Annotated in this window: 21 protein-coding genes and 1 pseudogene; 3 read left to right on the top strand and 19 right to left on the bottom strand. The window is 61.8% G+C overall.

Going from position 1 to position 25,427, the window contains the following annotated elements:
- Window positions 1-28: 28 nt before the first annotated feature.
- The 5 genes from AB4N42_RS25655 to AB4N42_RS25635 all read right to left on the bottom strand — a co-directional run bounded on the left by AB4N42_RS25655 (window position 29) and on the right by AB4N42_RS25635 (window position 5,570).
- A complete protein-coding gene (locus tag AB4N42_RS25655; protein WP_460115530.1) occupies window positions 29-1,216 on the bottom strand; it encodes a cyanate transporter in 1,188 nt (395 codons plus the stop codon).
- A gap of 280 nt (window positions 1,217-1,496) precedes the next feature.
- Window positions 1,497-2,408, bottom strand: a complete 912-nt coding sequence (gene copD, locus AB4N42_RS25650) for a copper homeostasis membrane protein CopD (protein WP_460115529.1) — start codon at window positions 2,406-2,408, stop codon at window positions 1,497-1,499.
- Window positions 2,409-2,411: 3 nt separating this feature from the next.
- Window positions 2,412-2,798, bottom strand: coding sequence for a copper homeostasis periplasmic binding protein CopC (gene copC, locus AB4N42_RS25645; protein WP_198797890.1), 387 nt, complete (start codon window positions 2,796-2,798; stop codon window positions 2,412-2,414).
- A 59-nt stretch (window positions 2,799-2,857) separates the two neighbouring features.
- Window positions 2,858-3,760, bottom strand: coding sequence for a copper resistance protein B (locus AB4N42_RS25640; protein WP_460115528.1), 903 nt, complete (start codon window positions 3,758-3,760; stop codon window positions 2,858-2,860).
- A gap of 10 nt (window positions 3,761-3,770) precedes the next feature.
- Complete coding sequence (locus tag AB4N42_RS25635; RefSeq protein WP_460115527.1) at window positions 3,771-5,570, bottom strand: copper resistance system multicopper oxidase; 1,800 nt, start codon at window positions 5,568-5,570, stop codon at window positions 3,771-3,773.
- Window positions 5,571-6,064: 494 nt separating this feature from the next.
- On the opposite strand from AB4N42_RS25635, the gene nadA reads away from it, so the two are divergent.
- Complete coding sequence (nadA, locus tag AB4N42_RS25630) at window positions 6,065-7,123, top strand: quinolinate synthase NadA (protein ID WP_030140785.1); 1,059 nt, start codon at window positions 6,065-6,067, stop codon at window positions 7,121-7,123.
- A 182-nt stretch (window positions 7,124-7,305) separates the two neighbouring features.
- On the opposite strand, the gene AB4N42_RS25625 is transcribed toward nadA, so the two are convergent.
- The 8 genes from AB4N42_RS25625 to AB4N42_RS25590 all read right to left on the bottom strand — a co-directional run bounded on the left by AB4N42_RS25625 (window position 7,306) and on the right by AB4N42_RS25590 (window position 17,509).
- A complete protein-coding gene (locus AB4N42_RS25625; RefSeq protein ID WP_460115526.1) occupies window positions 7,306-7,794 on the bottom strand; it encodes an RDD family protein in 489 nt (162 codons plus the stop codon).
- Between the two features lie 93 nt (window positions 7,795-7,887).
- The gene (locus tag AB4N42_RS25620; RefSeq protein WP_003175786.1) at window positions 7,888-8,100 is read right to left on the bottom strand and encodes a cold-shock protein; all 213 of its coding nucleotides are present in this window, start codon (window positions 8,098-8,100) and stop codon (window positions 7,888-7,890) included.
- A 393-nt stretch (window positions 8,101-8,493) separates the two neighbouring features.
- Window positions 8,494-9,618 carry a glycine cleavage system aminomethyltransferase GcvT gene (gene gcvT, locus AB4N42_RS25615; protein ID WP_030140783.1) on the bottom strand — a complete coding sequence of 375 codons (1,125 nt, stop codon included), beginning with the start codon at window positions 9,616-9,618 and terminating at the stop codon, window positions 8,494-8,496.
- Window positions 9,619-9,650: 32 nt separating this feature from the next.
- The gene (locus AB4N42_RS25610) at window positions 9,651-11,027 is read right to left on the bottom strand and encodes an L-serine ammonia-lyase (RefSeq protein ID WP_030140782.1); all 1,377 of its coding nucleotides are present in this window, start codon (window positions 11,025-11,027) and stop codon (window positions 9,651-9,653) included.
- 186 nt (window positions 11,028-11,213) lie between these two features.
- On the bottom strand, window positions 11,214-14,063 hold the full coding sequence (gene gcvP, locus AB4N42_RS25605; protein ID WP_460115525.1) for an aminomethyl-transferring glycine dehydrogenase: 2,850 nt from the start codon (window positions 14,061-14,063) through the stop codon (window positions 11,214-11,216).
- A gap of 10 nt (window positions 14,064-14,073) precedes the next feature.
- Window positions 14,074-14,457: a glycine cleavage system protein GcvH gene (gene gcvH / locus AB4N42_RS25600; RefSeq protein WP_323154695.1), complete on the bottom strand. Its 384-nt coding sequence runs from the start codon at window positions 14,455-14,457 to the stop codon at window positions 14,074-14,076.
- Window positions 14,458-14,885: 428 nt separating this feature from the next.
- Window positions 14,886-16,394 carry a sigma-54-dependent transcriptional regulator gene (locus AB4N42_RS25595; protein ID WP_460115524.1) on the bottom strand — a complete coding sequence of 503 codons (1,509 nt, stop codon included), beginning with the start codon at window positions 16,392-16,394 and terminating at the stop codon, window positions 14,886-14,888.
- Between the two features lie 209 nt (window positions 16,395-16,603).
- Window positions 16,604-17,509: a LysR family transcriptional regulator gene (locus tag AB4N42_RS25590; protein WP_080628572.1), complete on the bottom strand. Its 906-nt coding sequence runs from the start codon at window positions 17,507-17,509 to the stop codon at window positions 16,604-16,606.
- A 112-nt stretch (window positions 17,510-17,621) separates the two neighbouring features.
- Here AB4N42_RS25590 and AB4N42_RS25585 point away from each other — a divergent pair, with 112 nt between their 5' ends.
- Both AB4N42_RS25585 and AB4N42_RS25580 read left to right on the top strand, forming a co-directional pair.
- Window positions 17,622-18,500, top strand: a complete 879-nt coding sequence (locus tag AB4N42_RS25585) for an MBL fold metallo-hydrolase (protein WP_460115523.1) — start codon at window positions 17,622-17,624, stop codon at window positions 18,498-18,500.
- A gap of 209 nt (window positions 18,501-18,709) precedes the next feature.
- Window positions 18,710-19,324, top strand: a complete 615-nt coding sequence (locus tag AB4N42_RS25580; RefSeq protein WP_460115522.1) for an NAD(P)-dependent oxidoreductase — start codon at window positions 18,710-18,712, stop codon at window positions 19,322-19,324.
- A 9-nt stretch (window positions 19,325-19,333) separates the two neighbouring features.
- Here AB4N42_RS25580 and AB4N42_RS25575 read toward each other — a convergent pair whose 3' ends face one another.
- The 6 genes and pseudogenes from AB4N42_RS25575 to AB4N42_RS25550 all read right to left on the bottom strand — a co-directional run bounded on the left by AB4N42_RS25575 (window position 19,334) and on the right by AB4N42_RS25550 (window position 25,281).
- The gene (locus tag AB4N42_RS25575) at window positions 19,334-19,663 is read right to left on the bottom strand and encodes a GlpM family protein (protein ID WP_187293334.1); all 330 of its coding nucleotides are present in this window, start codon (window positions 19,661-19,663) and stop codon (window positions 19,334-19,336) included.
- Between the two features lie 27 nt (window positions 19,664-19,690).
- Window positions 19,691-20,972: pseudogene (gene aauR / locus AB4N42_RS25570) on the bottom strand (two-component response regulator AauR).
- Window positions 20,973-21,016: 44 nt separating this feature from the next.
- On the bottom strand, window positions 21,017-22,918 hold the full coding sequence (gene aauS / locus AB4N42_RS25565; RefSeq protein WP_030140773.1) for a two-component sensor histidine kinase AauS: 1,902 nt from the start codon (window positions 22,916-22,918) through the stop codon (window positions 21,017-21,019).
- 214 nt (window positions 22,919-23,132) lie between these two features.
- Window positions 23,133-23,867 (bottom strand): amino acid ABC transporter ATP-binding protein, encoded by a 735-nt coding sequence (locus AB4N42_RS25560; RefSeq protein WP_018614195.1) that lies wholly within the window; start codon window positions 23,865-23,867, stop codon window positions 23,133-23,135.
- Window positions 23,864-24,535: an amino acid ABC transporter permease gene (locus AB4N42_RS25555; protein ID WP_030140772.1), complete on the bottom strand. Its 672-nt coding sequence runs from the start codon at window positions 24,533-24,535 to the stop codon at window positions 23,864-23,866. Before AB4N42_RS25555 ends, AB4N42_RS25560 begins: the two co-directional genes overlap by 4 nt.
- On the bottom strand, window positions 24,535-25,281 hold the full coding sequence (locus AB4N42_RS25550; RefSeq protein ID WP_018614191.1) for an amino acid ABC transporter permease: 747 nt from the start codon (window positions 25,279-25,281) through the stop codon (window positions 24,535-24,537). The genes AB4N42_RS25555 and AB4N42_RS25550 overlap by 1 nt, the downstream gene beginning before the upstream one ends.
- Window positions 25,282-25,427 lie beyond the last annotated feature (146 nt).

Genomic DNA, 25,427 nt, shown 5'->3' with positions numbered 1-25,427 from the left:
AACGCTCCGGGGTTTAACTAGCCTCAATTCAACGGATGTGCTGTGCGTAATGTTTCGGATTCAGGCGCAACACCATTCCCATCATCAACACCATGACCGCCATGAGCGACCACCAGGCCCACTCGAAGCTCCCCAATCGATCGCGGATCATTCCGGCAACCAGTGGCGAAAGCCCGGCAATGAGATAGCCAATTCCCTGCACGAACGCTGTAAGGCCACCGGCCCGGCGTGGGTTGTCCACGTGGTCGAGGGATACGATCAGGCTCATGGGGAACAGGCCGCCGATACCCAGCCCCAGCAGGCAGGGCCAGAGCAGGCTGAAGCGTTCCGGGCTGAGGATCAGGCCGCAGAAGCCGCTGATGATCAAGGCCAGCAGGACGGCAAGGATCAGGCGCTTATCCCGGCTGCGGTTGGCTATCGCCGGGGTAGTCAGGCCGGACAACACTTCCATTGCCGTTAGCAATCCCAGCAGCAGGCCAGCGTGCTGTTCGCTCCAGCCTTTTTCTACGTAGTACGGCGCCAGCCAGGCCAATACGCACGTGTAGGAGGCGGTGCCCAAGCCAAAGAAAATCGCCAGGAGCCAGGCCCGGGCGTTGCTGGCAAACGCTTCGTGATGCCGGGACGCTGCTTCGGGCAAAGGGATGATGCTCGCTCGCTGAGCGTACCAGCAGCCCAGGGCGACCAGTGATAACGATGCCCAAATGGCCAGGCTGACGCGCCAACTGCCGGTCTGCACCAGGACCAAAGGTGAAAACGATGCGGCAATTGCTGCACCGCCCATGATGGAAGTGACGTACAAGCCCATGAGCAGTGATACGTGATCGGCGAAGCGCGACTTGATCAGTGCCGGCATCACAGCCTGGATCAAGGCTATCCCGAGCCCGGCAACGACCGCACTGGCGATCAACCCGGCGGCACTGTCCAGATACAGGCGCGAGGCTGTGGCGATACCAACAATCAACAGCGACAGCACGATGGTGCGGTGCTCGCCGATACGCAGGGCGATGCGCATGCCGAGGAACATTGCCAAGCCCATCGCCATGACAGGCAACATGGTCAGCAGCGACGCCGCGCTGAAACTCAAGGGGACTTCGCCGCGAATCGCTGGTAACAACGGCCCGACGGCTGCCATCGAAGGCCTTAGATTCAGCGCTACCAATACGATGCTGACCATTAGCCAGCCGGCATGGGTGCTTGAGGTTCGAACGTTTTCCATAACAGAGCCTTGGTTGGAACAAAGCGCTATTTAGGCTGGGGCACGCTGCCTTGGGCAAACTGAAAACTGGCGGGGCCTATCGAAAAACTAAATCCAGCGCCAATCGTTGAAGGCTCGCTTTTGTGGCGAGGGGATTTATCCCCGCTGGGCTGCGAAGCAGCCCCAAAAAAAGCACGAATGCCATTTCGCCTCGTGCAGTGTGGACTCATGTTTTGGGGTCGCTTCGCAACCCAGCGGGGATAAATCCCCTCGCCACAATGTAGTTCGCAATCTGTCCTGTTTATCCCATCACCGGACTCAACGTCCCCAACCACGCCACCAGCCCCAGGATGATCACTGCCACGGAGAATTCCAGGACCATGCTGCGCCGCAAGGCAGTCACCGCGACGCCATGTTCGCCGGTCTGTCTGGTCTGTTCCAGCAATGGGCTCAGATGGAAGCGGTTCAGCGCCGCGAACACCAACATGGCGGCGAACAGGATGAGCTTGAGTGCCAGCAATTGACCGTAAGTGCTGTCGAGCAGCCCATCGACATTCGGGCCGACAATGAACAGGTAATTCACCACGCCGGTCACACCGATGATCGCCACGATCAGCGCCCCGGCGGTTTCGAACCCGGTCAGTGTCCGGGCCAATACCGCCAACTGCGGCTCGGCCTGGCGAAGCAACAGGGCAAACGCAGCCAAGGCGCCCACCCAACCACCTGCCGCCCACAGGTGCAGGAAATCGGTGATGAAGTGCCAATTGCGACGCGAGCCTTCGTCCATGGCGCCGTGGCCTGCCCAGGCGAGTGTTGCCAAGGCCACGGCACCGCAGAGCGTGGCCAGGCCGAGGCTGGCGGTCGACCAACGTTGGCTGAACATTACGGCGAAACCGGCCAGCAGCAGCGCAGCCATGCGCAGCATCCAGGCCCAGCCGACATCCGTCTCGAACACCATCATTTCAATGTGCGGCCACAGCTCGGTCCAATCCGCGACGCCGCTCATGGCCCAGGCCATGCACGCCATCGCGGCCAGGGAAAGCAGGCCGCCAAGCACCACTGTGATCGCCAGCAGCGACCCGAAAGGCAATACGGCGCCCGATACTCGCTCCTGCCCTCGCAAGCTATAGAGGCCAAAGGCGGCCAGGCCGAACAGCAACATCAGGTCCACGTACAGGGCAAAGCGCAACGCAATATTGATCGAGTCGCTCACGAGTCACTTCACCTTGAACGTGACGTTGCCGGTAATCGGATGAGTGTCGGATGACACCGCGCGCCACTGGACCTGATAGGTGCCAGCGGAGAGCGGCGCGTTCGGCACGATGACCATGGTTTTCGGATCGTCGCTGCCGGACACTTTGGCCGGCATGGGCATTGGTGAGTGCGCCGACATGCCGGGCATCTCGGTCATCATCAGCTTGGCACCGGAAAACTTGGTCATCAGGTTTTCGGAAAAATGCAGCTCGATCTTTGTCGGCGCTGCCCCCTCGGCGCCTTCTGCCGGGGTTGAGGACAGCAGTTTCGGATGGGCCTGGGCCAGGCCACTGACCAACAGGCCGGTGGACAGCGCGGCGGCGATGACAGCGTTTTTGATGAATGACATGCAAGGACTCCTACAGCACAGGTTTTCTAGGTTTTTTAAAAGGAATAATGGTGACGCCGTCAGAACCACAGGCGCACGCCGAGTACCAGGCGTGCCTCGCTGCGGTCTTCGCCTTCTTCCCGGGCATAATCGGCGGTGTTGCCATAGACGCGGTTCCAGGTGACGCCGATATAGGGCGCAAACTCGCGGCGGATTTCGTAACGCAGCCGCAGGCCGACTTCAGTCTCCGACAGGCCCGCGCCGACGCCGCGGTCGGGGTCGTTCTTGCCGTAGAAGTTGGCTTCGGCGGTCGGTTGCAGGATCAGGCGATTGGTCAGCAGGATGTCGTAGTCGCCCTCCAGGCGCGCCGCACTCTGGCCGCCTTCACCGATATAGGCGGTGGCCTGGGCTTCGAAGTTGTACAGCGCCATGCCTTGAACGCCGAGCGCCGCCCAGGTCTGCGGATCACCGGGCTTGAAGTCCTGGCGCACGCCAGCCACCACGTCCCACCAAGGGCTGACTGCGTGGCCCCACAAGGCTTGGAGTTCGGCTTCTTCGGTCTTGCCGTTGGTGCGTTCGCCTTCGGAGCGCAGCCACAAGCGGTCGATGTCGCCGCCGATCCAGCCAGAGGCGTCCCAGCTCAGGGCGCTGCCGTCATCGGCGTCTTGCCATTCCAGTTGGTTGATGAGGAAAAACGAATTGATGGCGCTGTCATGCACCATATGGCCGTTGTGGTCTTCATAAACGGCGGCGCGGTCGGCAGCGGTCAGTTCAGGAATGGGCGTGCGGCTGCTGGTCGGCGCGGCTTCCATCGAATCCATGCCCTGCATCGAATCCATGCCTTGCATCTGGCTGTGGTCCATCCCCTGCATCTGGCTGTGATCCATGCCTTGCATATCATTGCTTGCGGCCCAGGCCGACAGGCTGATGCCCAGGAAAAGAACTGCGAGGGGCACGCAACGGTATTGAAAAACAATGCTCATGGTCGGCTCCTTATTCCTGTACCCGGACTTCACGGAACATGCCCATTTCCATATGGAAGAGCAGGTGGCAGTGATAAGCCCAGCGTCCGAGTGCATCGGCGGTCACCCGGTAGCTGCGTTTGGAACCCGGTGGTACATCAATGGTGTGCTTGCGGACCATGAACTGGCCGTTCTCATCTTCGAGGTCGCTCCACATGCCGTGCAGGTGGATGGGGTGGGTCATCATGGTGTCGTTGATCAGCACGATGCGCAGGCGCTCGCCGTACTTGAGCAGCAACGGCGCGGCGTCGCTGAACTTCACGCCGTTGAACGACCAGGCGAATTTCTCCATGTGCCCGGTCAGGTGCAGCTCGATGGTGCGCCCTGGCTCGCGCCCGTCGGGGTCGGCAAAGGTACTGCGCAGGTCCGCGTAGGTCAGCACCTTGCGACCGTTGTTGCGCAGGCCCATACCCGGGTCGTCGAGCTTGGGCTTGACGCTCATGGCCTGCATGTCTACCAGCGGGTTGTCTTTCTCCGTGGCGGGATGGGCCTGCATTCCACCCATGCCTTGCATGGCGCTGTGATCCATGCCTTGCATGGGGTTATCGTCCATGCCCTGCATCTGGCTGTGATCCATGCCCTCCATGCCTTGCATCGAGCCATGGTCCATGCCGCTCATTTCGCCCATGCCAGCCATGCCGCCGTGATCCATGCCACCCATGCCCATGTCGTCCATCGTGACCAAGGGGCGAGGATCAAGGGGCGGCACTGGCGCCGACAGTCCTGCCCGGCTGGCGAGGGTGCCACGGGCATAGCCGGTGCGGTCCATCGACTGGGCGAACAAGGTGTAGGCCTCTTGCGTCGGCTCGACGATGACGTCGTAGGTTTCAGCCACGGCGATGCGCAATTCGTCGACGCTCACGGGCTTGACGTGTTGGCCATCGGAAGCCACGACGGTCATTTTCAGGCCAGGGATGCGTACGTCGAAATAGCTCATGGACGAGCCATTGATGAAGCGCAGGCGAATCCGCTCGCCAGGCGTGAACAGGCCGGTCCAGTTCATGTCCGGCGCCTGGCCGTTCATGAGGTAGGTGTAGGTGGCGCCGCTGACGTCGGCCAGGTCGGTTGGGTTCATCTTCATCTCGGCCCACATCTTGCGATCGGCCACGGTGGCGCCCCAGCCGTTCTTGCCCACGTCATCGATAAAATCGCCGACGGTGCGTTTGTTGTAGTTGTAATAGTCCGATTGCTTCTTGAGCTTGCGGATGATGTCGGTGGGGTCTTCGTCGGTCCAGTCGGTGAGCATCACCACGTAGTCCCGTTCGTACTGGAAGGGTTCGGGCTCCTTGGCGTCGATGACCAGCGGCCCATAGACGCCGGCCTGCTCCTGGAAACCGGAGTGGCTGTGGTACCAGTAAGTACCGTTCTGCCGGACCTTGAATTGATACACGTACAGGCCGCCGGGTTCGATGCCCTTGAAGCTCAGCCCGGGCACGCCGTCCATGTTGGCCGGCAGCAAGATGCCATGCCAGTGGATAGACGTGGTGTCGTGCAGGCGGTTGCGCACCCGCAGGGTCACGGTGTCGCCTTCGCGCCAGCGCAGCAGGGGCCCCGGGATGCCGCCGTTGATGGTCTGGGCGGTGCGTGGGTTGCCGGTGAAGTTGACCGGGCTTTCGCCGATGAACAGGTCGAATTCGGTGCCGCTCAGTACGTTGGGCTGACCGGGGCTGGTGACGGCCCAGACGGGCGGGCGCCACAGGCCGAAGCCCCCCAGAATGCCGCCAGCGGCGAGGCCTTTCACAAAGGTTCGCCGGGAAGTTTTTGTTTGCATGCGGTGAAAGTCCGTCAGTCGATTCGCTGCGTGCAGGAGGTGGGCCTCCTGCGTAGGTCTGAGCAAAAGATGACACAGGCGGAGGCGGCGAGTGATTACATTTCAGTCAGCTTGGTGGGGGTGGGAAGTCAACAATTTCTTGGCGAACACAAGTTTGTGGCGAGGGGATCTATCCCCGCTGGGGCGCGAAGCGGCCCTAAAGCCTGACACCGAAGTGCATCAGGCATAGTTGCATTCATCATTTCGGGGCTGCTGCGCAACCCAGCGGGGATAGATCCCCTCGCCACAGGTTTGTGTTCGGCCTATATGTCGTGATACGCCTGGCCGGGCACAGGTCAGAATGATCTTTTGCAACGGCGGGATATTCTGTAGCCTTGCCGGCTTCACGCTGTCCCGTGCCTGATGGACACTCACTTTCCCGGCGGTACCCGAGTGGTCCGGAGCCGGGTGTATACTCGACTTTCGCGCAAAACGCGCCCATAGGTCTTGCGAACATGACGCAAATTTCCGAACGCCTTCTGGTCCAGGCTCACCTCGACGCCAAGCAGCCCAAGCCGCTGTCGGCCGAGCAAGAGGCCTGGTACCGCGCCGCCATCGCCGCCGAGCTCAAGGCTCAGGACGCGGTGCTGGTCGCGCACTTCTACTGTGACCCGATCATCCAGGCCTTGGCCGAAGAGACCGGAGGCTGCGTCTCCGACTCCCTGGAAATGGCCCGCTTCGGCAATGCCCACCCGGCCAAGACCGTGGTGGTGGCCGGCGTCAAGTTCATGGGCGAGACCGCCAAGATCCTCAACCCCGAAAAGCGCGTGCTGATGCCGACCCTGGAAGCCACCTGCTCCCTCGACCTGGGTTGTCCGGTGGATGAGTTCTCGGCGTTCTGCGACCAACATCCGGAGCGCACCGTGGTGGTGTATGCCAACACCTCGGCGGCGGTCAAGGCTCGGGCCGACTGGGTGGTGACGTCCAGCTGCGCACTGGAAATCGTCGAGAGCTTGATGGACAACGGCGAGACGATCATCTGGGGACCGGACAAGCACCTGGGCACTTATATCCAGCGCAAGACCGGTGCCGACATGCTGCTCTGGGACGGCGCCTGCATCGTCCACGAAGAGTTCAAGTCCAAGCAGTTGGAAGACATGAAGGCACTGTACCCGGACGCCGCGATCCTGGTTCACCCGGAGTCGCCGACCTCGGTGATTGAACTGGCCGACGCCGTGGGCTCCACCAGCCAATTGATCGCCGCCGCCCAGAGCTTGCCGAACAAGACGCTGATCGTCGCCACCGACCGCGGCATCTTCTACAAGATGCAGCAGCTGTGCCCGGACAAGGTCTTCATCGAAGCCCCCACCGCCGGTAACGGCGCGGCGTGCCGCAGTTGCGCGCATTGCCCGTGGATGGCGATGAACACCCTGGAACGTACGCTTCAGGCGTTGAAGGATGGCAGCAACGAGATATTCGTCGACCCGGCGCTGATCCCCCAGGCGATTCGCCCACTCAAGCGCATGCTGGACTTCACCCAGGCGGCGCGGATGAAGTTGGCGGGGAATGCCTGAAGCTGAAGAATATCTTCAGGCTTGCGGGGCTTTCTGTGGCGAGGGGATTTATCCCCGCTGGGTCGCGAAGCGGCCCCATTTGGTCATTCTGACACTCTGTGGTGTCAGGTTCAGGGCCGCTTCGCAGCCCAGCGGGGATAAATCCCCTCGCCACACTGTATTCCAAGCATTATTTGGTGTCCCTACTTGGTCTTCTTGGGAATCCGCACCAACTGCGTATCCGAGTAGATGTCATGCCAGCCACGCTTGCGCTTGTCGAACAGTGCCCAGATGAAGCCTGCGCCGACCAGCAGCAGTGATGCAATCGACACCACGAACCGCAACAGTGCCTGCCACAGGCTGATGGCCGTGCCATCGGCGTTCTGCACGCGGATGCACCACACCTGCATGCCCAGGGTCTGGCCGTTGTGGGTCCAGAACTTGGCGAAGAAACCGAACAGTACGAACAGCAACACAGTGGACAGCAGTGGATCGCCGTCCAGCGCCCCGGCGTCGGTGAGGGCGCGCATCTTTTCTTCGCCGATGATCGCCATCTGGATCATCTTGTACACGCCACCGGTGACGATCAGCAGTGCCGTGCATAGTAGGAAGTCATAGAACATCGCGGCCAGGCGACGGCCCAGGCCGGCGGGAGGGAAGTCACCCTGGGGGATGAGCAGGTGTTTCGACATGACGGCCTCGAGCCAAAAAGAAGCCATTTTACGGATTTGCGGCCATAAAAAAGCCCCTGATATCAATCAGGGGCTTTTTAGTTTGCGAAAGCCTTAGGCTTCGGCTTGGACCTCGTCAGCCTGCATGCCTTTCTGGCCTTGCACGGCGACGAAAGTGACTTTCTGGCCTTCTTTCAGGCTCTTGAAGCCGTTGCCCTGGATGGCGCGGAAGTGTACGAACAGATCCGGACCGCTTTCAGGGGTGATGAAACCAAAACCTTTTTCGTCGTTGAACCACTTGACGGTACCGCTCTGACGTTGGGACATTTTCTTATTTCCTTGACGCTAAATTAATGACAGCCTCTTTCCACACGAAAGAGTACTGGGGCTGGGTTGCAGGAAAGTAAGATGACGTCGAACGGGTTGTAGCTAACTTCGTAGGCTACTGCCCAGGTCACGATCCAAGCGACCCATGCAAACACAGTGATCAAACTCTACGCCAACTTCCAACGAAAAAACAACCCCCCTCAAGAGCCCGGATTTGCTCAGCTTGCCGGTGTTTTAGATGCTTCGCCGGGGAAGGCTTATTCAAAAGGCTATTCCGATTGTTCTGTGGCGTTATAAGCCCGGTTGAATATCACTACATGCACCTTTTTATGGCGGTTGCGTTACACATTAGTGCACGTTTAACGCAACCGCGTTACTTATAGAAACAAGCAATCAACCTCGGTAGTAGCGCTGTGGAACGAATGGCATTTTGCTTACAAGCAGAGGCACTTTTTTCCCACGCACTATGGCCCAGACTGGTGTATCCAAGGCGACGTAGGCGCTGTCCAGATAACCCATCGCCAACGGACCGCCCAGTGTCGGCCCGAAGCCGCCGCTGCACACCGTACCGATGGTCTCGCCGGCTTCGTTGACGATCTCCGCGCCTTCGCGCACTGGTGTGCGTTCCTGGGGCAGCAAGCCGACGCGTTTGCGGCTTACGCCGCTCTGTTGCTGGGCAAAGACGGTTTCAGCCCCCGGGAAACCCCCGGCACGAGCGCCATCGGCGCGGCGCGCCTTGGAAATCGCCCACAGCAGGCTGGCTTCGATCGGCGTGGTCTCGGTGTTCATGTCATGGCCGTAGAGGCACAGGCCGGCTTCCAGACGCAGGGAGTCTCGGGCGCCAAGACCGATGGCGGCCACCTCTGGCTCGGCCAGCAGGGCGCGGGCGAGTTTCTCCGCATCGGCCGCCGGCACGGAAATTTCGAAACCGTCCTCACCGGTGTAGCCCGAACGGCTGACAAAGCAGTCCACGCCCAGCAGGGTGACGCGCTGGAATTGCATGAAGGTCATTTTCGCCACGTCCGGCGCCAGGCGTGCGAGTACGGTGACCGCGGCCGGGCCTTGCAGGGCGAGCAGGGCGCGGGCTTCGAACAGCGGCTCGATGCTGCACTGGCCGCCGATTTTCCCTTGCAGGTGAGCCAGGTCTTGATCCTTGCAGGCGGCGTTGACCACCAGGAACAGTTCGTCGTTGCCCAGGTTGGCGACCATCAAGTCGTCGAGGATGCCACCGTTGTCGTTGGTGAACATCGCGTAGCGCTGCATGCCCACGGGCAGATCGATGATGTCCACCGGCACCAGGGTTTCCAGTGCCTTGGCAGCATCCGCGCCGGTCAGGCGGATCTGGCCCATGTGGGACACATCGAACAAGCCGGCCTGATCACGGGTGTGCTGGTGTTCTTTCATCACGCCCAACGGGTATTGCACCGGCATGTCATAGCCGGCAAACGGCACCATGCGGGCGCCGAGTTCGAGGTGCAGCGCGTGCAGCGGGGTTTTCAACAGTTGTTCGGTGGACATATCAGCTCCTGGAAAAATGAAAGTGGCACGCATCAGCATTCGATGATGTTGACCGCCAGACCGCCGCGGGCGGTCTCCTTGTATTTGCTTTTCATGTCGGCGCCGGTCTGGCGCATGGTGCGGATGACTTTGTCGAGGGAGACGAAGTGATGGCCGTCGCCACGCATGGCCATGCGCACCGCGTTGATGGCCTTCACCGAACCCATGGCGTTGCGTTCGATGCAGGGCACCTGGACGAGGCCGCCGATGGGGTCGCAGGTCAGGCCGAGGTTGTGTTCCATACCGATTTCGGCGGCGTTTTCTACTTGCTGCACGGTACCGCCCAACACTTCGCACAATGCGCCGGCAGCCATGGAACAGGCCACGCCGACTTCCCCCTGGCAACCGACTTCAGCGCCGGAGATGGAGGCGTTTTCCTTGTACAGGATGCCGATGGCGGCGGCGGTCAGCAGGAATCGCACCACGCCATCTTCGTTGGCCCCGGGAATGAAGCGCATGTAGTAATGCAACACGGCCGGGATGATGCCCGCCGCACCATTAGTGGGCGCCGTGACGACACGGCCGCCGTAGGCGTTTTCTTCGTTGACGGCCAGGGCATACAGGTTGACCCAGTCCAGCACTGACAGCGGGTCTCGCAAGGCCGCTTCGGGGTTCTTGCACAGCTGGCGATGCAACGCGGCGGCCCGGCGCTTGACCTTCAGCCCGCCCGGCAGGATCCCTTCGTTGCGACAGCCCGCCGCTACGCAATCCTGCATTACCTGCCAGATCTTCAGCAGGCCGGCGCGCGTTTCGGCTTCGGGGCGCCAGGCGCTTTCGTTGGTCAGCATCACCTGGCTGATGGACAGGCCATAAGTGCTGCAATGGGCCAGCAAGTCTTTTGCGCTCTTGAACGGGAAGGTCAGGGGCGTGGCATCTTCGACGATACGGTCGGCGCCGGCCGCGTCTTCATCGACGACAAAGCCGCCGCCCACCGAGTAGTACTCGCGGCTGCGCACTTGCAGGCCCGCCGCATCGAAGGCGCGGAAGATCATGCCGTTGGGGTGGTAGGCCAACGGCTTGCGGATCATCGCCAGATGCAATTTTTCGTTGAATTCGATGGTGTGTTCGCCAAGCAGGTTCAGGCGACCGCTGCTGCGGATCTCCTGGAGCCGGGCGGTCACTGTTTCGGTGTCCACGGTGTCGGGATGCTCTCCTTCGAGGCCCAGCAGCACGGCCTTGTCGCTGCCGTGGCCTTTGCCCGTGGCACCGAGGGAACCGTACAGCTCGACTTTGACGCTGGCAGTGGTATTGAGCAGCTCATCACGACGCAACCCTTCGACAAAACGGGCCGCGGCACGCATCGGGCCGACCGTGTGTGAGCTGGAGGGGCCGATGCCGATCTTGAACAGGTCGAACACGCTTAACGACATGGTGTTTCTCCGGTTTCTTTTTATGGGATCGACTTTGAAGATGTGACTCAGGCCCCTTGTGGGAGCGAGCTTGCTCGCGATAGCGGTGTGGCAGTCACTCAAATGACAACTGACAGTCCGCTATCGCGAGCAAGCTCGCTCCCACAAGGGATATTCGGAGGGCGGATGGACCGCCCCCCTTCATCGTCAAGCGTAGCTTTCGATCGACGGGCAGGCGCAAACCAGATTGCGATCGCCGAACACGTTGTCGACCCGGCCTACTGGCGGCCAGTACTTGCCGTCGATCAACGACGCCACCGGGTACACCGCCTGTTCGCGGCTGTAGGGGTGAGTCCACTCGCCGACCAGTTCCGCCGCGGTATGCGGGGCGTTTTTCAGCGGGTTGTCGTCCTTGTCGAGGCTGCCGTTTTCCACCGCGCGGATTTCTTCGCGGATGCAGATCATGGCGTCGCAGAAGCGGTCCAGTTCTTCCTTGGATTCGCTTTCGGTCGGCTCGATCATCAACGTGCCGGCCACTGGGAACGACATGGTCGGGGCGTGGAAGCCGAAGTCGATCAGGCGCTTGGCGACGTCATCGACGCTGATGCCGCTGCTGTCCTTGAGCGGACGCAGGTCGAGGATGCATTCGTGGGCCACCAGGCCGTTGCTGCCGGAGTAGAGCACCGGATAGTGCTCTTCCAGGCGACGGGCGATGTAGTTGGCGTTGAGGATCGCCAGTTGCGAGGCGCGCTTGAGACCCGCGCCGCCCATCATGCGGATGTACATCCAGGTGATCGGCAGGATGCTCGCGCTGCCGAACGGCGCCGCGCACACTGCGCCTTCCTTGCGTTCCATGTTGGCGTGGCCTGGCAGGAATGGCGCCAGGTGTGACTTGACGCCAATCGGGCCGACGCCCGGGCCGCCACCGCCGTGGGGAATGCAGAAGGTCTTGTGCAGGTTCAGGTGCGAGACGTCGCCGCCGAACTTGCCTGGCGCGCAAAGACCGACCATCGCGTTCATGTTGGCGCCGTCGATGTACACCTGGCCGCCGTTGTCATGGATGATCCCGCAGATTTCGCGGATGCCTTCCTCGAACACGCCGTGGGTGGACGGGTAGGTGATCATCAGCGCGGCGAGGTGCTCGCGGTGCTCGATGGCCTTGGCGCGCAGGTCTTCGATGTCGACGTTGCCACGGGCATCGCAGGCGGTCACGACCACGCGCATGCCAGCCATGTTGGCGGTGGCCGGGTTGGTGCCGTGGGCCGATGACGGGATCAGGCAGATGTCGCGACGGTCTTCGCCACGGCTCTGGTGATAGGCACGGATCGCCAGCAGGCCGGCGTATTCACCCTGGGAGCCGGCGTTGGGTTGCAGCGACACCGCGTCATAACCGGTGGCGGCGCAGAGCATGGCTTCCAGTTCGTCGGTCAATTGCTGGTAACCGGCGCTTTGCTCGGCCGGGGCGAACGGGTGCAGGGCGCCGAACTCGGCCCAGGTCACCGGGATCATTTCGCTGGCGGCGTTGAGTTTCATGGTGCAGGAACCCAGCGGGATCATGGTGCGATCCAGGGCCAGGTCCTTGTCGGCGAGCTTGCGCAGGTAACGCATCAGCTCGGTTTCGGAGTGGTAGCGGTTGAACACCGGGTGCCCGAGGATCGCCGATTGGCGTACCAGTTCGGCGGGGATGCGGCTTTGCACGCTGGCGGCCAGTGCCGCGAAGTCTGGCAGGGCCTTGCCGTCGGCCAACAGATTCCACAGTGCTTCGACGTCAGCCTGGCTGGTGGTCTCGTCCAGGGACAGGCCCAGGCGTTCTGCGTCCACTGCACGCAGGTTGATGCGCTGGGCACGGGCCTTGTCGTGCAGGGCGGCGGTTTGCGCGCCGGTGTGCAGGGTCAGGGTGTCGAAGAAGCTCTCTTGCTCGACGCTCAGGCCCAGCGCGCCCAGGCCCTTGGCGAGGATCGCGGTCAGGTGATGGATGCGGTTGGCAATCTGCACCAGGCCCTTGGGACCGTGGTACACGGCGTACATGCTGGCGATGTTGGCCAGCAGCACCTGGGCGGTGCAGATGTTGCTGGTGGCTTTCTCGCGGCGGATGTGTTGCTCGCGGGTCTGCATCGCCAGGCGCAGGGCCGGCTTGCCGAAGCGGTCCACGGAGACGCCGACCAGGCGGCCCGGCATGTCGCGCTTGAACGCATCCTTGGTGGAGAAGTACGCCGCATGCGGGCCGCCGAAACCCAGCGGCACGCCGAAGCGCTGGGCGCTGCCGATGGCGACGTCGGCACCGAATTCTCCCGGAGGCGTCAGCAGGGTCAGGGCCAGCAGGTCAGCGGCGACGGCCACCAAGGCGTTGGCGGCGTGGAAGCGTTCGGTCAGTTCGCGATAGTCGAACAGGTCGCCATTGCTGGCCGGGTATTGCAACAGCGCGCCGAAGAAGGCGCTGACGTCGCTCAGTTCACGCTCATCGCCCACGACTACGTCGATGCCCAGGGGCTCGGCACGGGTGCGCAGCACGTCGAGGGTCTGCGGGTGGCTGTGCACGGAGGCGAAGAAGGCGTTGCTGCCCTTGTTCTTGCTCAAGCGCTTGCAGAAGGTCATGGCTTCGGCGGCGGCGGTGGCTTCGTCGAGCAGGGAGGCGTTGGCGATCGGCAGGCCGGTGAGGTCGCTGATCAGGGTCTGGAAATTCAACAGTGCTTCGAGACGGCCCTGGGAAATCTCCGGCTGGTACGGGGTGTAGGCGGTGTACCAGGCCGGGTTTTCCAGCAGGTTGCGCAGGATCGGTGCCGGCGTGTGGCAGTTGTAGTAGCCCTGGCCGATGTAGGTCTTGAACAGTTGGTTCTTGCCGGCGATGGCCTTGATCGAGGCCAGTGCATCGGCTTCGCTCTGGCCGTCGCCCATGTCCAGCACGCTGGTGCCCTTGATGCTTTCCGGGATGACGCTGGCGCTCAAGGCTTCCAGGGAGTCGTAGCCCAGGCGCTCGAGCATGGCTTGCTCGTCGCTGGCACGCGGGCCGATGTGGCGGGCGATGAATTCGTTGGCGGTGCCGAGATTAACGGTCATGGTGCGCTCCTCAGGCTTCGGCGTTGGCTTTGATCAGGCGGTCGTAGGCGTCTTGATCCAACAGCTTAGCCACTGCGTCGACGTCGGTCGGTTTAAAACGGAAGAACCAGCCTTCGCCCATCGGGTCCTCGTTGACCAGTTCCGGGCTGCCGTCGAGTTTGTCGTTCACTTCCAGCACTTCACCGTCCAGTGGCATGTACACGCCGCTGGCGGCCTTGACCGATTCCACGGTGGAGGCTTCGGCGCCTTTTTCGTAGGACTGCAATTCAGGCAGTTGCACAAACACCACGTCGCCCAACGCGTTCTGCGCAAATGCGGTAATGCCTACGGTGACGGTGCCGTCGGCTTCGGCGCGCAGCCATTCGTGATCTTCAGTAAAACGCAACTCGCTCATGGAAACTCCTGGGGCCAGATTTCGTCTGGTGGACGCGAAGAAGGCGCGGGGCTTGGCCCGGCCGAATGGCTATACCCGTAGCAAGAACGTGGCCAATGTTTAAAAGTCTTTGTATATCAATGGAATGGCGGTTTTTCCAAGGCGCTCGGCATCTCAAGCTGTAGCGAAATCGCTACAGCTTGGAGGCTGGAAAAAATCGTTGTGGGATCAAAGCCTTGCACAGTGCTGGTTAGCGCCGGGTGTAGCGATATCGTTCCGCTGTAGCGCTTTCAGTACAGGTGGAGGTCGTTTTTGACGCTACTTTCGAATGCAACACAAGAATCCCTGTGGGAGCGGGCTTGCTCGCGAAGACGGTGTGTCAGCTAATTGGATGTCGACTGGCACACCGCTTTCGCGAGCAAGCCCGCTCCCACATGGACCGAGTAAAACTAGGGCTTGTTGGAGATCCCGTACTTGCGCAACCGATGGGCAATCGCCGTATGAGAGGTTTGCAGGCGGCTGGCCAACTGGCGTGTGGAGGGGTAGTTGGCATAGAGACTTTCGAGCAAGTGTTTCTCGAAGCTTTCCACAGCCTGCTCCAGGCTCTCGACCTCCACATCGCCCTGGCGCGCCACGGAGGTGCCGGCGATGTCCAGGTCGCCGATGTCCACCAGGCTGCTTTCACAGATGGCGGCGGCGCGGAAGATCACGTTCTGCAATTGCCGTACATTGCCCGGCCAGCGGTTGCCCAGCAACGCCGGGTAAGTGCCGGGGGCGAGGCGGCAGACCGGGCGCTGGATCTGCGCGCAGGCCTGCTGCATGAAATAACGCGCCAGCAGCAGGATGTCCTGGCCGCGTTCACGCAGCGGTGGGACTTCGACGTTGAGCACGTTCAGGCGATAGAACAAGTCTTCGCGGAACGAGCCTTCGCTGACCATCTTCTCCAGGTTGCGGTGGGTGGCGCTGAGAATCCGCACGTTGACCTTGATCTCTCGGTCGCCACCGACCCGACGGAAGCTGCCATCGTTCAAGAAGCGCAACAGCTTGGCTTGCAGATACGGCGACATCTCGCCGATTTCATCGAGGAACACCGTGCCCTGGTTCGCCAGTTCCATCAGCCCCGGCTTGCCACCGCGTTGGGCTCCGGTGAAGGCGCCGGGGGCGTAGCCGAACAGTTCGCTTTCGGCCAGGTTTTCCGGCAGCGCGGCGCAGTTCAGGGCCAGGAACGGTGCGCCGTGGCGGGCGCTGATGGCGTGGCAAGCCCGGGCCACCAGTTCCTTGCCGGTGCCGGTTTCGCCCTGGATCAGCAGCGGCGCGTCCAGCGCCGCGACCCGTTGTGCCCGCGCCTTGAGGGTGCGGATCGCCGGGGATTCGCCCAGCAATGCGTCAAAGCCTTCGGCGTGATCGTGATGCAGCGCCGACAGGCGTTCACCGATGCGGTTCGGCTGGTAGAGCGTCAACAGCGCGCCGGCATCGGTGATGGGGGTGGCGTCCAACAACAAGGTCTGGCCGTTGAGGGTGATTTCCCGCAGCGGCAAGCGAAAGCCGTTTTCCAGCAAGGCGTCCAGCAGCGCGGCGTCGCCGAACAGCTCGGCCACGCTTTGCCCGGCCGGTTCGCGTCCGTACAGGGCGATCAGTGCCGGGTTGGCCAACAGCACCTTGCCGGCGCTGTCGAGGGCCAGCACCGGGTCGGTCATCGCCGCGAGCAAGGCATCGAGCTGCAAGTGCCGACGCTGGCCCGGCAGGATGTCCACCACGGTGACCGACTCCACGCCGCGCACACTGAACAGTGCCTCGCGCAACTCGTCGAGCACCTGTGGGCTGAGGGTCGGGGCGTCGATGTAGACGTTGGGCGGCACCATCTCCACTGCATCCAGGTTGAGATTGCGCCCACCGAGCAAGGCCAGGACTTCCTGGGTGATGCCGACGCGGTCGATGAAGCTGACGTGGATACGCATGGGGCGGTTCTGGGTTCTGGAGTGCGGAGAGGGGCAAGTATGCCTTGGGGCGGGCTGTTGGTGAAATCCCGGCGCAGCCTTGAGGCTGTACAGAGATCCCCTGTGGGAGCGAGCTTGCTCGCGATGGCTGAGTGTTAGCCACCCTTTTATTAACTGATACACCGCTATCGCGAGCGAGCTCGCTCCCACAAAGGTTCCTGCAGAGGTAGCTACAACCCTACATCCCACTCCGGCGTTTCGGGAAACCTGAGCACCAGGAAATCCAGCAGGCTGCGCAGCGCCGAGGGCATGTGCTTGCGTGAGGCGTACACCGCGTACATGTTCATCCGGCGCGGTTCGGCGTGGGCCAGCAGGCGTACCAGTTCGCCGCTCTGGATATGAGGGCCGGCCTGGTAGCTGGGCAGCATCGCCACGCCCGCGCCGGCTATCGTTGCCTGGAGCAAGGTGCTGGCTTCGTTGGCGCTGATGTTGCCTTGCACCGGCACCGAGACCTGTTCGCCGTCCTGCTCGAAATGCCACAGGCTCTTGCCGACGTAGGAATGGGTCAGGCAGTTGTGCCGGCTCAGGTCTTCCACTCGCTGCGGTGTCGAGTGTTCCCGCAGATAGCGCGGGGCGGCGCAGATGACTGAGCGGCAAACCGTGAGGCGCCGGGCAATCAGGTTCGGGTCGAGGTCGTTGCTCATGCGGATCGCCAGGTCGATGCGTTCGTCCACCAGGTTGACGGTGCGGTCGAGCATTTGCAGGTCAACGCTCACGCCTGGGTAGCGCTGGACGTATTCGGCAATCGCGCTCGCCAATTGCGACTGACCGAACGAGGGGCTGGCGCTGATGCGCAGCATGCCCCGTGGCGCGTCTTCCGGCGTGCTGACGGCCGCTTGCATGTCGCCGGACAGCTCCAGCATCTGTCGGCAGCGCGGCAGGATCTCCGTTCCAGCGGCCGTCAGGCTCAGCTTGCGGGTGGTGCGGTGCATCAATCGGGCGCCGACCCAATCCTCCAGCTCCGCCAGGTAGCGCGACACCACCGGCCGCGACAGGTCCAGATGCTCGGCCGCCGCCGATTGGCTACCCAGGTCCACCACGGTGACGAACACCCGCATTGCTTGTAGACGATCCATGATTTGCCCGATTTCAGAAACAAACTATGTTCCAGCATCGCATTTTTTGTAATGAGTTTGGCAACTAAGCTCCGTTCATTCCCTTGCGGGCCTTTGCACAACGGAGCACCTCATGACTGGTTTCACCCCCATCAAACGCTTGTTGCTGGCGACCGCGGCGCTGGCCTTCACGGCCCAGGCCTGGGCCGCCGACTTGACGTTGGATGTCTATAACCCCGGCGCGGCGGCAATCTTCCCGGTGACTTCGGTATTGGTCAGCGGTAAAAAGGAGGCGATCCTTGTCGACGCGCAGTTCGGCAAATCCCAAGCCGAACAAGTCGTCGAAAAAATCCGCGCCAGTGGCAAGCGGTTGACCGCGATCTACATCAGCCATGGCGACCCCGACTACTATTTCGGCCTGGAAACCCTGGTGGCCGCTTTCCCTGAAGCCAACGTCCTTGCTTCCGCGCCGACCGTGGAGCACATCAAGGCAACTGCCGACGGCAAGTTGAAATATTGGGGGCCGATCCTGAAGAGCGATGCGCCGTCCAAGACCTTCGTGCCCCAAGTGCTCAAGGGCGACAACCTGACGCTGGAAGGCAAGCGCTTGCAGATCGTCGGCCTCGAGGGGCCGCAGCCAGACCGCAGCTTCGTGTGGATTCCATCGATCAAGACCGTGGTCGGCGGCGTGGTGGTGGCGGAGAACATTCATGTCTGGATGGCTGATACCCAGACGCCCAAGTCCCACAAGGATTGGTTGGCGACGCTGGACAGCATTGAAAAGCTGCAACCGGCCACTGTGATTCCCGGCCATTACCTGGGCGAAAGTGCCCGCTCCCTGGTTCCGGTGCGCTTTACCGCCGGTTACATCAAGGCCTTCGACGAAGAAACCGCCAAGGCCAAGGATTCCGCCGCGCTGATCAGCGCCATGAAACTACGCTATCCGGACCTGGGGGAAGACAGTTCCTTGGAACTGAGTGCCAAGGTGGCAAAGGGTGAGATGAAGTGGTGACAGCCGAACTTTGATCTGAACACTTTTGTGGCGAGGGGATTTAGCGAAACGTCGCACCGCCCCGCTGGACTGCGCAGCGGTCCCCTGATCCATCAATCGCTGCGATTTATCAGGCCGGACGCAGGGGGTTGCTTCGCAACCCAGCGGGGATAAATCCCCTCGCCACAAGAGCTTGTATTTCTGATATCGCTAATTCACTGGAGAATCACATGAGCAAAATCGCAATCATCGGCGCCACCGGCCGCGCTGGCAGCCAACTGTTGGAAGAGGCCCTGCGCCGTGGTCACAGCGTGACGGCCATCGCTCGCAACACCGCAAAGATCGGCGAACGGGCCGGCGTGGTCAGCAAGCAATTGGACGTACTGGACAGTGAGGCGTTGACCGCAGCCATCGCCGGTCACGACGTGGTGATCAGCGCCGCGCACTTTGCCACCGTGCCGGCCGACAAAATCATCGCTCCTGTGAAGGCCGCCGGGGTCAAGCGCTTGCTGGTGGTCGGCGGCGCCGGTTCGTTGCTGTTGCCGGATAACAGCCGTGTGATCGACAGCGATGGCTTCCCTGAGGAATACCTGGCCGAAGCCACGGCCGGTGCCTTGTTCCTGGATGTGCTGCGAAACGAACAGGACCTGGACTGGACGTTTCTTTCACCCTCGGCGGAGTTCGTCGAAACCGAACGCACCGGCGAGTTCCGCGTCGGCAAGGACCACCTGCTGTTCGATAATACCGGGCGCAGTTGGATCAGCTTTGCCGACTATTCCATTGCGATGATCGACGAGGTCGAGACACCGCAGTTTTCGCGGACACGGTTTACCGTCGGTTATTAATCACAAGGATCAGCCGTGAAGCCGCACCCAGACGCTGACCAGCACCGTCGCCGCCATCAGCCAGGCCACGGCAGCGACGGCCAATGAGGCTTCGAGGCGCATCCGGTCGACCATCACGTACAGCGTCGCGAGATAGACGAAGTACGGAATGATCGACCACATGCCGAACACGATCGTGGTCTTCAGGTCATCGACCGAACGGCCCTTGCCGACGATGTAATGGGCGATCAGCGCAAAGGTCGGGAACAGGGGCACCAGCCCGGCAATGTAGTAATTCCTGGTCTTGGCCAGCATTGCCAGGATGACCACCACGGCTGCACCTAGCGCCGCTTTGAAAATCAGATCCACTGGTTACCGTCCGGTTGATTAATGGCTCAGGCCATATTTTTTGACTTTGTCGAACAGCGTGGTCTTGGCCATGCCCAATTCCTGGCTGGCCTGGGTCAGGTTGCCACCGCTGCGTTGCAATGCGTCCACCAGCAGGTTGCGTTCGAAGGCCTCCACTGCTTCGGCGAAAGCCAGGCCCTGGGTGCCACTGCTGGCACCTGATTTCTTGAAGGCCGGCAGGCCAAGGGCGTAGCGTTCGGCGACGTTGCGCAGTTCTCGCACGTTGCCTGGCCAATCGTGGCTCATCAGGTTCGACAGTGTCTGGTTGTCCAGCTCCGGCACGGTACGGTCGAAGCGCAGGGAGGATTGGCGCAGGAAGTGTTCGAACAACTGCAGGATGTCCTCGCGTCGCTCGCGCAGGGGCGGCAGCTCCAGCGTCACGACGTTGAGACGGTAATACAGGTCGCTGCGGAACTGTCCGGCCCGACCCATTTCGTCGAGGTCGGACTTGGTGGCAGCGATCACTCGGCAATCCACGGCCACGCTCTGGTTCGAACCCAGGCGCTCGAGGGTGCGTTCCTGCAAAACACGCAGTAGCTTGATCTGCAGGGGCAGGGGCATGCTTTCCACTTCATCGAGAAACAGCGTGCCGCCGTCGGCGTGTTCGATCTTGCCGATCCGACGCTTGCCGGCCGCCGGTGAAGGCGTTGGCCTCGTGGCCGAAGATCTCGCTTTCGAACAGGTTTTCCGGCAGCCCGCCGCAGTTCAGCGCGACGAACTGTTTGTCGTGGCGCCGGCTGAAGTCATGCAGGCAGCGGGCGACCAGTTCCTTGCCGGTACCGGTTTCGCCTTCGATCAGCACATTGGCCGAGGTGTCGGCAACGTTGGCAATCAACGCCCGCAGGTGTTGCATGGCCGGCGAGCGACCGATGATCCGGCCTTCGAGGGAATCGCGTTCGGCCAACTGCCGGCGCAACGATGAGACTTCCCGGGCCAGGCCGCGCTGTTCAAGGGCTCGACGGGCGACATCCACCAGGCGTTCGGGAGAGAACGGTTTCTCCATGAAGTCATAGGCGCCTTTCTGCATGGCGTCGACGGCCATGGAAATGTCGCCGTGACCGGTGATCAACACCACCGGCAGGCGACTGTCCCGCGCCTTGAGGCGGGTGAGCAATTCCAGGCCATCGATGCCCGGCAAGCGGATGTCGCTGATGACGATACCGGCGAAATCATCGCCGACTTGTTCCAGCGCCTCTTCGGCACTGCCCACGCCGATGCACGGAATGTCTTCCAGGCTCAAGGCCTGCTGGCAGCCCAGCAGGACATGGGGATCGTCCTCGACGATCAGTACGCTCAGGTCATTGTTCATAGCGGCTCGGCAGGAGGAAGGCTTACCAACGGCAAACTGAGGATGAACGTGGTTCCACCGCCATCCGGATGCTCGACGCCCAGGTGTCCGCCCGCGGCGGCGCACAGGCTCGCCGAAAGCGTCAGGCCCAGCCCCAGGCCTTGTTCGCCGGGTTTGGTGGTGAAAAACGGTTCGAAAAGATGCTTGCGGGCCTCCGGGTCGATGCCATGGCCATTGTCCCGTACCCGCAGGCGATATTTGCCGTCGCTGGTCTTGCCTTCGAGCCATAGCGTCGGCTCGGGCTGGGCTTGCATGGCGTCCAGGGCGTTGCCGATCAGGTTCACCAGGATCTGTTCCAGGCGCGTCTGGTCGATTTGCACCTGGACGTCATCGAAACCGGAATGTATCTGGATCGCCCGGTTTTCCAGGCGTCCGCCCAGCAGTTGCAGCGCGGCTTCGACAGCCTTGCCCAGGCTCGCGCGGCCCTTGTCATCGCCGCGCCGGGCAAAGGCGCGCAGGCTGGCGGTGATGCGGCCCATGCGGTCGATCAATTCATTGATGGTCTTGAGGTTGGCGCTGGCAACGTCCAGCTGGCCGCGCTCCAGGAAGCGCACGGTGTTGCCTGACAAGGTGCGCAGGGCGGCCAACGGCTGGTTGAGTTCATGGGCGATGCTGGTGGACATCTGGCCGATGGCCGCCAGTTTCCCGGCCTGTACCAACTCGTCCTGGGCCCGGCGCAACGTCTCTTCGGCCTGCCGTCGTTCACGGATCTGACCCTTGAGCCGTTCATTGCTGGCCCGCAGGTCGGTGGTGCGTTCGGTAATCCGACGTTCGAGCTGGTTGTTCGCCTCTTGCAGCGCCTCGCGGGCGGCGAGGCGGGTGGCGATGACTTTGCGCCGCTCGTTCCAGGCGATCAACAAAAAGGCCACCAGGGCAAAGGCAACGGCCACCAGGATGCCTTGGTTGATCGCTTGGCGGCGCAGGTCGTCGAGTGGGGTCAGCAGGGTGAAGTTCCACGGTGTGTCGCTCAACGGCCGGGTTTGCGAGAGATAGCTGGTGGCCTGCTGGTCGGCCTTGATCTCGGTGTTGGCGGGGAAGGTCAGTTTCTCCATCCCTTCGGTGAGGTGTTCTCGTGCCAGGGGAATCAGCTCGTTCAGCGGGAACCAGTAATATTGTAGGCTGCGAGCCAGGCGTTCCTTGGTTTCGTCGCTCAGAGGACGCACCGACTTGAGCCGTCGCGCCGGGTCGCTGGACAGGATGATGATGCCGTTTTCGTCGCTGACGAAGGCTTCCAGGCGTGCTCGCTGCCAGCGTTCTTCCATGGCTTCGAGGCGAACCTTGACCACAGCCACGCCGATGATCTTGCCTTGTTCCTCCAGGCCATGGGCCAGGTAGTAACCCGGTTCGCCATTGGTGCTGCCGATGCCATAGAAACGCCCTGGCTGGCCACGCACGGCGTTCTGGAAATAGGCACGGAAGGACAGGTCTTCACCCAGGTAACTGTCGACATCGCGCCAGTTGCTGGTGGCCATGACCCGGCCGGTGGTGTCCATCACGTAGATGGCCCGGCTGCGGCTGCGCCGGTTGAGGCCTTCGAGGTATTCGTTGACGGTCTTGCGATGCTCAGGCGTCGGGTCGTCGAGCAGTTGCGAGACACTCGATTCAAGCTCCAGCAGGCTGGGCAGGTAGGTGTACTTGCTGATCTCGCTCTCGACTGCGCGGGCATGCAGCTCCAACTGGCGTTCGCCATTCTCGGCCAGGCCGCGAATGCCGTAGCGCTCGCTGATCCAGAAGCCGAGGTAGCCCAGGCCGACCATCAGGGCGATGATCAACGGCGGCAGGAACAGATGGCGGATCAGACGGGGTTTCACGGCGAGTGATGGCGGCGCGGCGCGATAAAGGGTGGGGTCGCATTTCATCACAGAAGCCTTGGGTCAACCAGTGTGGCGGCGGTCGTCCTTCGAACGCGGTCCTGTGGCGAGGGAGCTTGCTCCCGCTCGGCTGCGAAGCAGTCGCAAAACGGTTCATGCGGTATGCCAGATACATTGCATTTGCCGGTTTTGGGGCCGCTGCGCGACCCAGCGGGAGCAAGCTCCCTCGCCACAAGGACAAGCGCCTGAAGAGGGCGACGCTTTAGTGCTGCAGGATCTTCTCGAGGAAATGCTGCGCACGTTCGGAGCGGGCACTGATGTCGCCGAAGAACTCTTCTTTAGGGCAGTCTTCGATGATCTGGCCCTGATCCATGAAAATCACCCGGTTCGCCACTTTGCGGGCGAAGCCCATTTCGTGGGTCACGCACATCATGGTCATGCCTTCGTGGGCCAATTGCACCATCACATCGAGCACTTCGTTGACCATTTCCGGGTCGAGGGCCGAGGTCGGTTCGTCGAACAGCATCACCACCGGGTCCATCGCCAGCGCCCGGGCAATCGCCACGCGCTGCTGCTGGCCGCCGGAGAGCTGGCCCGGGTGCTTGTGGGCGTGGGCGGACAAGCCTACGCGTTCAAGCAATTGCAGGCCTTTCTTGGTGGCTTCTTCCTTGCTGCGGCCCAGCACCTTGATCTGCGCGATGGTCAGGTTCTCGGTGATGGTCAGGTGCGGGAACAGTTCGAAATGCTGGAACACCATGCCCACGCGTGAACGCAGTTTCGGCAGGTTGGTCTTCGGGTCGGCGATCGACGTGCCATCGACCACGATGTCGCCTTTCTGGAACGGTTCCAGGGCGTTTACGCACTTGATCAGCGTGGACTTGCCCGAACCCGACGGCCCGCACACCACCACAACCTCGCCTTTGCTGACCTCGGTGCTGCAATTGGTCAGTACCTGGAAGTCCCCATACCACTTGTTGATGTTCTTGATAGAGATCATACGGCGAACCTTTTTTGCAGACGCTTGACCAGCAGCGAGGCGGCAAAGCTGATTGTGAAGTACACGAGACCTGCGATGATCAGGAACTCATTGGAGCGGCCGATGATGTCGCCATTGGCCCGCGAAGCATTGAGGAAGTCCACCAGGCCGACCGTGTAGACCAGCGAGGTGTCCTGAAACAGGATGATGCTTTGTTGCAGCAACAGCGGGGTCATCTTGCGAAACGCCTGGGGCAGGATGATCAGGCGCATGACCTGGCCATAATTCATGCCCAATGCCTGTGCCGCGCCCATCTGGCCCTTGGGGATCGACTGCACGCCGGCCCGGACAATTTCACAGAAGTACGCCGCCTCGAACATCATGAACGCCACGACGCAGGAGCCGAACGCGCCGATGGGAGTGTCCTCGCCGGTGATCCAGCGCAGCACGAACGGCACCGCCAGGTAGAACCAGGTGATGACCAGCAGCAACGGGATCGAGCGGAAGTAGTTGACGTAGGCGCCAGCGATGTTGGAGATCAGCTTGTTGTGGGACAGGCGCATCAGCGCCAGGATCGTCCCCAGGATGATCCCGCCGACGACGCCCAGGGCCATCAGCTTGAGGGTCATCACCATGCCGTTCCACAAGCCGGGAATGGCCGGGATGATGCCTGTGAAGTCGAATTCCATTATTTACCCCCCACGGAGATCAGGCCGGGCACCGCGACTTTCTTCTCGACCATGCGCATGAGCAGCATCAGGCTCATGTTCAGGGTGAAGTAGATCAGCGTCGCCAGGGTAAAGGCTTCGAACAGGTTGGCCGAGAACTCGGCGGTCTGCTTGGTCTGCGCGAGCAGCTCCATCAGGCCGATCAGCGAGGCCACGGAGGAGTTCTTGAAGACGTTGAGGAACTCGGAGGTAAGCGGCGGAATGATGATCCGGTAGGCCTGGGGCAGCAGCACGTTCCAATAGATCTGCGGCAGCTTGAAGCCCATGGCACGGGCAGCGGATTCCTGGCCGCGTGGCAGCGCCTGGATACCGGTGCGTACCTGTTCGCAGACCCGTGCGGCGGTGAACAGGCCCAGGCAGACGACAACGCTCAGGTAGGCCGAGGTGGTCGGGTTCAGGTCCTGTTTGTACCACTCCTGCATATCGGCGGGCAGCAGGTCCGGTACCAGGAAGTACCAGATGAACAGCTGAACCAGCAGCGGCACGTTACGGAAAAGCTCCACGTAGCAAGTGGCGATACCCGACACCAGCCGGTTCGGCACGGTGCGCATCACACCCAGGATCGAACCCAGCAGAAGGGCGATGATCCAGGCGACGACGGCGATGGCGATGGTCCAGCCCAGGCCGGCCACGTACCAGTCGAGATAAGTCTCGCTGCCCACGCCGGTGGACTTGAAGAACACGCCCCAGTCCCAGTTGTAATTCATTAGGGTCTCCCCTCAGATCGTTCGATATACAAATGCCCGCCTGGGGAAACTCCGTTCCCGCCCGGCTTGGAGGGCCAGGCACACGCGATCGGCTCGACAGCCACCGGTTCGAGTGTTTCCAGATTTGCCAGCAGGGAATGACCATC

It is taken from the genome of Pseudomonas sp. H2_D02 (assembly GCF_054677635.1).
The sequence above is the reverse complement of the archived record's forward strand: the minus strand, read 5'-3'. Positions and strand labels throughout refer to the sequence as shown.